A 3,885-nucleotide genomic window follows, 5' to 3' on the forward strand; every position below is an offset into this window, starting at 1 on the left:
GCGGACAGCAAAAACCCCAGCAACCGTTTCGGATTGCTGGGGTTTTCTTTTGGATGCGGGGACAGGATTTGAACCTGTGACCTTCAGGTTATGAGCCTGACGAGCTACCGGGCTGCTCCACCCCGCGTCAGCTTGATTTACCTAGCTTTTTACCAACTCTTTCCAACTCTATCAAGACAAGTGCCCTAGATTCTGCCCTAGAGTTTTGCCCTAATTCCCCGCTAAACACCGAAAGCGCCCTAACGGGGAGCCAGCATGTAGCACGCAGCCACTCAGAAAGCGACGGCTATTTAAGGTTAATGGCGATTCGATGATGAAGCGGGTTTAAAAGGATTTCGGAAGCCATTGGCCCCCTCTAAAGACTTACACTTGGCTTGGGCCGCGACCCGGACATCCGCGCCAGCGCGCGGCGTTGGTCGACGGGCCATATCTCTTCCTCTAAAAAACGCTTCCCGATACGGATGAAGGCTCGGTGAGCCGGTTCGCCATCTTCAGCTTGCACCTCGACGCCGATGGGCAACACATCGTTCCGATATTGAGCTCTGCTGATAATCGGATTAACGTCGGACTATGACTGAAATCTACATAAACCGTCGCATAAAAATCGGCGACAAGAGCTTCACTGAAGCAGAGGCGCTTAACGAAGGCAAAGTCCTCATCGTTCTTGCGGAGCCCGGTGCCGGAAAAACAGAACTGCTCCGGGAATTCGCTCGCCTTCTCCAAGTTACCCCCGTTCGTGCCAGCATCTTTCGGCATCGCTCTGCGCTAACAGCACTTGGGCCTATTGTTATTGATGCATTGGACGAAGCAGCAAAAATTGACCATTCATCAATTGACCAGATTATAGTTAAAGCCCATGAATTCTCAAACGGCCATGTGATATTCGCGAGCCGGTCTGATGGGTGGAATCAAAGTCGAACGAAGTCAGTTAAAGAATGCTTCCGTGTAGACCCGGTAATTATCCGCATTGAATCGATGAATGAGCAAGAGCAGGAAATGCTCTTCAACCACTATCAAGAAGGCGAGGTCTTCGCGGATTTCCTGAAAGAGGCCAATCGATTTGAACTAGCTCCGCTCCTAGGGAACCCACAATTCCTGAAATTGTTCTCAGATGCATACGTACAAAGCAGTCGTTATTTCACTTCTAAAGCACAGATATTCAAAGACGCAATTGACCGCCTTGCAGTGGAAGAGGGGAGCATTACGCATGTGCCCCAACGGCCCGCAATATCTGATATCATCGGGCGCGCCAGCGAGTTCATGGCGAAGATTTTGCTTTCTGACGCCTCCGGGTTATCGGCTGTCGAAAGGCTTGGGGATAATGACTATCCCTATATTGGCATACTGGCATCGGCACCGCATTCAGGTGATGCCTTCCTGCTAAGTACACGTTTGTTCAAGCCTGCGATCAATGAAGATCAGCATGAGCCGGTACACCGTATCGTAGCTGAGTATTGTACAGCCCAATATATAGTCAGGCAGATAAACGAGCCAATCCGGCCGCTTTCGCTCCGACGCTGCCTCGCTGTTATGGCACCTAACGGCGTCGTTCGAGATGAACTTCGTGGAGTTCTGGGATGGATGGCGGCAATTGGGTCAGTAGATCTGCAGAGAGCTCTTATTGAACTCGACCCATATGCTATCCTCGCCAACGGCGACCCTTCGCAGCTTGCCACTCCGTCAAAGAAATTACTTCTGAATAAGCTGCGCACCTTGGCAGAAGAATATCCCGGCTTCCAACGTAGCGATGCATGGCGACATTTCAGTATTTCCGGGTTCTTCGACGCCACCATCGTAGATGATCTGAAATCCATTCTCACTACATTGCCTTCTGGTTCTCGTCTTCTTGTTTTAATACTTCAGTTGCTGCAAGATTCTGGAACATTGCCCGATATTTCCACCGAGGTGCGGGCAGTTATGTTAAATCCTAACATGGATTCGTATGCCCGCCATATAGCAATGCGGGTATTATGCAAAGTCACGAATGAAAATCTGATTCAAGATGTTTCGCTGCTGACTCGCGAAGCGTCACCCGCGTCACTGCCAATTGCCGCACGCCTCCTGATCCAGCGCCGCAAACTCGATCAGCGGCACGGTCGTCATCTCCGCCGTCTCAATGACCCGATCCATGGTCTCGTTTATATCGCTATTGAAGGTCATCAAATCGTCCGCCAGCGAGTCAATGCCTACCACCAGCACAGCGCTGAGGCCTTCACGGAAGGTATTGACCCTGGTCGCGGCTGATTTATCCTGTTTGACGATGAATCTGTTGATTAAATTCTCATGTTTTTCAATGCGTACACACAGATGATGCAGCCTTACCATCTGATTGCTGCGCTGCTTTCTGAGGGCTATGTTAGTCGCCTTTGCAGAAGGTTTCCCGGCCATATACCATCCAATGGCTGATTATTAATCATTTGTACCATCATAGATGTTAATTTTTCGTTTATCGCTTATGCGATCTCTGGAGAGGGCGGCGATAAAGGGGGCGAAGTTCCCGATTATCAACGTGTTAAGTGACATTTATCAGCGGTGGGCAGGGTCAAATGTGCCAACGATGGACATTCATGCTACTTAGTAGTAAGATTGTGCCATGAACTTAGGAGGGATCGTATGCCCGAAGTCCAGAAAGTAAGCGTTGCCCTTACCGGCGAACAGGTGGCTGCGTTGCGCGCTGCCGTCGATGCCGGTGAGTACGCTACCACTAGCGAGATCGTCCGCGAAGCCGTGCGGGAATGGCAGTTCCGACGCGAGTTGCGGCAGGAAGACATCCGGCGGCTCCGTCAGGCGTGGGATGCTGGCAAGGCCAGCGGCGCTCCTGTGCCGATGGATTTCGACCGACTGCGGCAGGAAGCACAGCAACGCCTGAACGACGTACGCACGGCGAATGAGCATGCCGGTTGAGGTGCTTTGGTATCCGCAAGCCCGAACGGACTTGCTGGATATTTATGTGGTCATCGGCATTGAGAACCCGGTGGCGGCAGAGCGCATCTATGATGCGCTCGAAATGCGCGCCCACCAACTGAGCCAACACCCAAGGCTTGGCCCCCGCCGCCCGGATATTCAGACAAGTACGCGGGTGCTGGTCGAGGGGCCGTATCTCATTCTTTACGAAACACGCCCCGACACAGACGAAGGCACAGTCACTGAGGTTGCCATTGTCCGGGTCATCGACGGGCGGCGGGATTTGGCACGCATATAACGGGGCCGTCCTGCTTGTTAGAGCAACGCGCTTTTAATCGGATGCATATCCTGCGGCCTTGAAGTAGTTCCAGCATTCGTCTTGGTCGTAGAGGTCGCATATGTTTCCAATGGCCCTCCAGAGGTCGTCAATGGTCCTTGCACCGATACGCCGGAGGTGGGCTTTGAGCTTGGCGAAGGCCATCTCGATGGGGTTGAGGTCTGGACTATAGGGGGGCAAGAACAGAACCCATGCCCCCGCCTTCTCAATGATGGCCTTGGCCTTCTCGCTTTTATGGCTGGACAGGTTATCGAGGATGACGACGTCGCCCGGACGCAGGGTCGGCGCCAACTGGGTTTCGACATAGGTTTCAAAGAGAAGCCGGTTCATGGGCTGGTTGATAAGCCATGGCGCGGTCAGCCCATCGCACCGCAAGGCGGCAATGAAGGTCTGGGTCTTCCAGTGACCGAACGGTGCCCGCGCCTTCAAGCGCTGTCCCCGACGGGCCCGACCGCGTGCCCTTGTCATTTTCGTGGTTGTCGCCGTTTCGTCAATGAACACAAGGCGATGGGGTTCTTCGCGCATCCGGGGCTGACGATGCGTCCGCCGGACCTGCCGATCCTTTCGGACATCAGCGCGTTCGCACTCGGATGCCAGAAGTGTTTTTTTTGGTGCTGAACCCCGCCTTCAGCAAGGCCCGCGAC

Annotated in this window: 3 protein-coding genes, 1 tRNA gene and 1 pseudogene; 3 read left to right on the forward strand and 2 right to left on the reverse strand. The window is 53.3% G+C overall.

The annotated features are described in order from the left end of the window. Positions 1-50: 50 nt before the first annotated feature. Positions 51-127 (reverse strand) — tRNA-Met (locus CHB97_RS25570). A gap of 443 nt (positions 128-570) precedes the next feature. Here CHB97_RS25570 and CHB97_RS26270 point away from each other — a divergent pair. The 3 genes from CHB97_RS26270 (at position 571) to CHB97_RS25585 (ending at position 3,202) form a co-directional block, all read left to right on the forward strand. Then, positions 571-2,244: an NACHT domain-containing NTPase gene (locus tag CHB97_RS26270; protein WP_143271219.1), complete on the forward strand. Its 1,674-nt coding sequence runs from the start codon at positions 571-573 to the stop codon at positions 2,242-2,244. Positions 2,245-2,613: 369 nt separating this feature from the next. Beyond that, entirely contained in the window at positions 2,614-2,904 is a 291-nt protein-coding gene (locus tag CHB97_RS25580) for a type II toxin-antitoxin system ParD family antitoxin (RefSeq protein WP_089290846.1), read from the forward strand. After that, positions 2,894-3,202 carry a type II toxin-antitoxin system RelE/ParE family toxin gene (locus tag CHB97_RS25585; protein ID WP_089290848.1) on the forward strand — a complete coding sequence of 103 codons (309 nt, stop codon included), beginning with the start codon at positions 2,894-2,896 and terminating at the stop codon, positions 3,200-3,202. Before CHB97_RS25580 ends, CHB97_RS25585 begins: the two co-directional genes overlap by 11 nt. Positions 3,203-3,235: 33 nt before the next feature. Here CHB97_RS25585 and CHB97_RS25590 read toward each other — a convergent pair. Then, a pseudogene (locus tag CHB97_RS25590) lies at positions 3,236-3,868 on the reverse strand (IS630 family transposase); the annotation flags it as partial. Positions 3,869-3,885: the final 17 nt, after the last annotated feature.

Origin of the sequence: Azospirillum sp. RU38E, from assembly GCF_900188385.1 — a bacterium.
Lineage (GTDB): Bacteria > Pseudomonadota > Alphaproteobacteria > Azospirillales > Azospirillaceae > Niveispirillum.

Excerpts from the sequence above, each read along its gene's own strand:
- CHB97_RS26270 (WP_143271219.1), top strand. The coding sequence starts at position 571 with ATGACTGAAATCTACATAAACCGTCGCATAAAAATCGGCGACAAGAGC.
- CHB97_RS25580 (WP_089290846.1), top strand. The coding sequence starts at position 2,614 with ATGCCCGAAGTCCAGAAAGTAAGCGTTGCCCTTACCGGCGAACAGGTG.
- CHB97_RS25585 (WP_089290848.1), top strand. The coding sequence starts at position 2,894 with ATGCCGGTTGAGGTGCTTTGGTATCCGCAAGCCCGAACGGACTTGCTG.